Origin of the sequence: Prosthecobacter sp. (genome assembly GCF_044373815.1) — a bacterium.
Taxonomy (GTDB): Bacteria; Verrucomicrobiota; Verrucomicrobiia; order Verrucomicrobiales; family Verrucomicrobiaceae; genus Prosthecobacter.
The window spans coordinates 1-4,117 of sequence record NZ_JBIPNG010000542.1 but is presented as its reverse complement, the minus strand read 5'-3'; the positions used below and the strand labels follow the sequence as shown (position 1 = coordinate 4,117).

At 57.1% G+C, this 4,117-nt stretch carries 4 protein-coding genes; 1 reads left to right on the top strand and 3 read right to left on the bottom strand.

Annotated elements, in window-relative coordinates; translation table 11 throughout:
- The coding region (locus ACIREA_RS27835) for a tetratricopeptide repeat protein (RefSeq protein WP_397385587.1) at nt 1–1,695 on the bottom strand (1,695 nt) is incomplete at its 3' end.
- A 197-nt stretch (nt 1,696–1,892) separates the two neighbouring features.
- Nucleotides 1,893–2,648 (bottom strand): hypothetical protein, encoded by a 756-nt coding sequence (locus tag ACIREA_RS27830; protein WP_397385586.1) that lies wholly within the window; start codon nt 2,646–2,648, stop codon nt 1,893–1,895.
- A 380-nt stretch (nt 2,649–3,028) separates the two neighbouring features.
- Between ACIREA_RS27830 and ACIREA_RS27825 the strand changes: the two genes are divergently transcribed.
- Nucleotides 3,029–3,478: a hypothetical protein gene (locus tag ACIREA_RS27825; protein WP_397385585.1), complete on the top strand. Its 450-nt coding sequence runs from the start codon at nt 3,029–3,031 to the stop codon at nt 3,476–3,478.
- Between the two features lie 46 nt (nt 3,479–3,524).
- Here the strand turns inward: ACIREA_RS27825 and ACIREA_RS27820 are convergent, their stop codons facing one another.
- Nucleotides 3,525–3,797: a hypothetical protein gene (locus tag ACIREA_RS27820; RefSeq protein ID WP_397385584.1), complete on the bottom strand. Its 273-nt coding sequence runs from the start codon at nt 3,795–3,797 to the stop codon at nt 3,525–3,527.
- Nucleotides 3,798–4,117: the final 320 nt, after the last annotated feature.

The following is a 4,117-nucleotide window of genomic DNA, read 5'->3' as shown; positions in this document are numbered from 1 at the left end:
CCGGCTCGCTAAGGTCTCGGGATGTTCAGCCCCCTGTAATCGCTCACGAATCTGTAAAACCTCTCTGTGATCCTTCTCCGCCTCGGCATGCTTGCCTTGGGCTCGCAGTGCCTCGGCCAGATTCATCATACTGTTCAAGACCTCGGGATGCTCTATACCCACCAATCGCTCTTGGATCTGTAACACCGCCCGCAATTCCTGCTCCGCCTCTGCATACTTGCCTTGGGCTTGCAGCGTGGCGGCCAAGTTGTGTCGACTGACTAAAGTTTGAGAATCTTGCGCGCCTAACCTGCGGTTCTGGATTTGGAGAATTGCCCGATACTCTGTCTCGGCGCTCACGGCTTGGCCGTTATCATCGAGTGCGCCGGCATAATTCATATGAGCAGCGAGCACAGCTGTGGCTTCTTCCTTTCCGGCTTGTTGTGCGATTTGCCATACTAGCCGAGTTTGAGCGAGTTCTTCCTGATAGCTGCCTTGAAGGTGGTAAAGCCAACTGATGTCGTCTTGGAGTTCAAGCCATTGTAGGATATCTCGTTCCTGGCTTGTAAGGGCGGCTGCTGCGCGATAGTGCTCCATGGCCTGAGGGTAGTGGACCTGCGCCTGAGCGCTCTGCCCCGCAAGGCGGAGCGCGGTGATTGCGTCCTGCATAGGCTTCTCGGCGACGGCGAGGGCGTGGTCCTTGACTTTCAATGCCTCAGCCTCAGCGTCGGCAAATTTTTTGATGCCAAACAAAGCATTAGCTCGATCCAACGCTGAGGTGTCGGGCCGCAGGAGAAGCTTCTGCGCGAACTCGGGCAGCATTTTGGCAAGACTGCCCGCCGGCAATTGCAATTGAGTCTCTAGTACGGTGTAGGCACGGGAGATGCGGGAGTTTGGGTTTTCCTGGGCATCTCCGCGCGGCTGCTCGCTGAGGGTTTGCGGCAGCTCGCGCATGGCTTGGAGAATCTTGTCATTTTGATCTCTGAGCTCGACAACGACAGCTTGGGTCTCGCTGGTGATTTTTGTTTGCTGGTCGATCTTCTTTTCGGTCTTGATGACAGTTCCGTCTGTGTGCTGCTGCCATCGCATAAGGACAAGACCACCAAGAACGAGTGTGACCAGAAGGCATACTACCAGAACGGTGTGCCGTTTGTCGTATTTGCGCAACTCGGCGAGGTCGTCCTTAAGCTTCAATACGATGTTTTCGGTCTGAAGTAGGCTATTGCTGCGATGATAAAGGTGGTCGGTGCCTGTCACCTTCTTGCGGTAGGCGTCTTGCAACTCGCGCAACGCGCTGTCTTCGGCGGAGCAAGAATCCGTAGGATGCTCTGGGCTAAGAATGACATACCAAACTTGCTTGCCTTGCTGCCGCGCATAGAGCGTTTCGTACTGCGTGTAGCTGCAATGGCCCAAGTCGGGATCAGCGTCCCTCGGCGCGAAGCCGTAGGAGTGCCCGACGAGCTGGATGACGGCATTGGAGGCATCGACCCACTTGCGCAGCACGTCGCGCAGGTCACCGGTTTCAGTGGGCGCGATGTCCTGCCACTTGGGCTCGTAACCAAGGGAGATGAGCGTTTTGGCGACGTGATCACGCGCACTGTGCAGCTCCCGGCTGACGGCAGAGATGAAAATGACAGGCCGCGTACTCATTCGTGGCAAAGACTGGCGGGTAGCCTGCGTGACGGCAAGGGGAGAAATGCCGAGGCTGCGATGCATAGAACCGCAACCTCAGCCCCACTTCACGCCCCCAGTAAAAACTGCGCGACGGACACCAAGCCAACTTTGATGCGCTCCTGCTCCTCGGCTGTGCCTTGGAGGAAGGCGGCGGCGCGGGTGGGGGCGGCGGCTTATTCGTGGGTGAAGTATTGCTGGAGGGCCTGGCGGGCGGTGGGATGGCCGGTGTTTCCCTGAGCTTAGCGAATGCCTGGCAGCTCGTCGATGTGGAGTTTTTGCAGAATGAGCGCAGCCACGCGGTCGCTGAACTTGCCTTTGCCATTTTCAGCGGCCAGTTCCAGCGCTTCCTTGGTCTCGGACGAAACATCAAAAATGCAGAAGACATGGTCCGCATCAGGTTTGCCCGGGACGAAGGCTGCCTCTGCCTGGTCCATGGCGGCCGCCAGAGCTTCGATTCCTTTTTGAGGGCCCTTGGCCAAGGCATGCTCAACGATCTCTTCGACCAGTGCGGTCAGGGCTTTGGCCACATCATCCCGGTAGGGCCCGGCTTTCGGCTCCGGCGTGCTGCTCAACGACTGAAACGCAGCCACTGACAGGCTCAGCCCGATGCGCGGCTTGCCTCTGAAATGCTCCGTGGTGATGTATTTGCGCAGGTGATCCCACGCCAGCGCTTTCACCTCAGCGCGCATGGTGAAACTGAACAGACGTGCCACGCAGATGTCGAGCGCGCCGACAAACTCCCAGCCGACCTTGTTCAGCAGCCCCACCAGCTTGTCTTCAGTGCCTTCGGCAAACCTCAGCCACTTCGCATTGAACTCGACCGGGGCGTGGCCGGTGATGTTCAGCGTCCGAAGCGTGTTGGCCTGGGTTTTCCAAAAGTCGATCAGATCGCCGAAAATAGTGCGCGGTTGGATGTAGTCACCTGTGACATTCAGACGCTTTTGGAACTCTTTGAGAAGAGCCTCGCTGTCGTATGAGTGTTGGACCTCTGGCATATTGTCAAAAACGTGACGAACCCACCGAAACTTTGCCAAGTTTAGCAAGTCCCCAAGTTATTCCTATCCTCAGAATTGGCCATATTGCAATCAATCTTTAGGCTTAAGCCCCTGCCCCCATCATGGCGGATGGCAACTCCTGCTAAAGTGAGCGGACCGTAGCCGCCAGCCAATGTCCCAATAAAGCGTGGAAGGGGCAAACAGGGCCGCAGGCGGTGGCAATAGGTTCGTTGGTGCCGCAACTGAGTTTCCCTGATTATCTTGCCAGTTTCAGGGCTTCTGCCGCATGCGACTTCAAGCGCAAAGATCAGGGGTGCTGAGGCTACAGCAAAGCCTCGTTCAAGCCAGGAAAAAGAAACCTCAACAACACTCATTTTGTCATGAAAGTTCTGATTCTAAAATGCTTTGTCAGTTTGTTTGCCGCCTCATGTCTCAACGCTGCGGCAGGGCCGCAGGCCGCGCTCCATGAGCCGGGCCGTATGAGCCATGACACACCCGCCAGCCCGATGTCTGGCGGCGCCCGGGCCGAAGTGCCTGCCCCAGGCACCTTGGTCTGGGTGCAGCTCGTAGAAGATCACAACCGCACACCGCAGCGAGCGGCAGAGGCCAAAAAGCCCGCGAGCGTGGGCGCGGTCTGGATCACCACATTGATCCTTGCGATCTACGTTTCCGTACCTGTGGGGATCGTGCTGCTGCTGCTGCCACATGGCAGCCGTGCCGACGACGACGAGCCTAAGAACATGCCACCGCGCAAGAAGATGAGAAAGCCTGACGATGGCGGCGACCACCCCTTGCCTGCGTGGATGTGGCTGCGACCACGCCATACCTGACCCTCTGCGGAAAGGGCGTCTAGCTGAAGCAAAACGCCGCCCCCCGCTACCAGCCTGTAACAACCGTTTCTTCGACCACGGTTTCCTCAGCAGCAGCTTTCTCAGTCCCCTCTTCCTCCGCAGCATGCTCCTCCATCTGCTCCGCTAGGCAGTTGGTGAACTCGGTGGCTCCGGCTTCGAAGACGAGTTCGTTTTCGACGGGGAGGTTGCGCAGGTTTTTGACGGCCTTTTCATAGGCGGGGCGCAGGGCTTCGTCACGGGGTTCGCCGAGGAGGAGGTAGAGCTTGAAGGGCTCGCTGGAGGCCTGGACGCTGAGCATGCGGCCCCACTTTACATCAAGGCAAAAAAGACCCGCCGAATTACGCATGCAAGCAGAGGCGCGGCGGGTTTGATGGCAACAGCAAGCTTGATTTACCGAGGTTTGACAAGTGTTTTGTGTGTGAACATCGCTGCACCTGTTTGGTGTGTAAGACCTCAGTTTTCAGGCTGGAATCCATCTGTGGCACGCTGGCGCGTGTCAGATTTTCTGCTTCTGATTATTCACGCTCCATCCTCCGTAAAACCTAATGACCGAGTACACAAACAATCTGTACGATTCGAAACACCGATCAAATTTGGACAGCTCTTGTACAGTCTGTC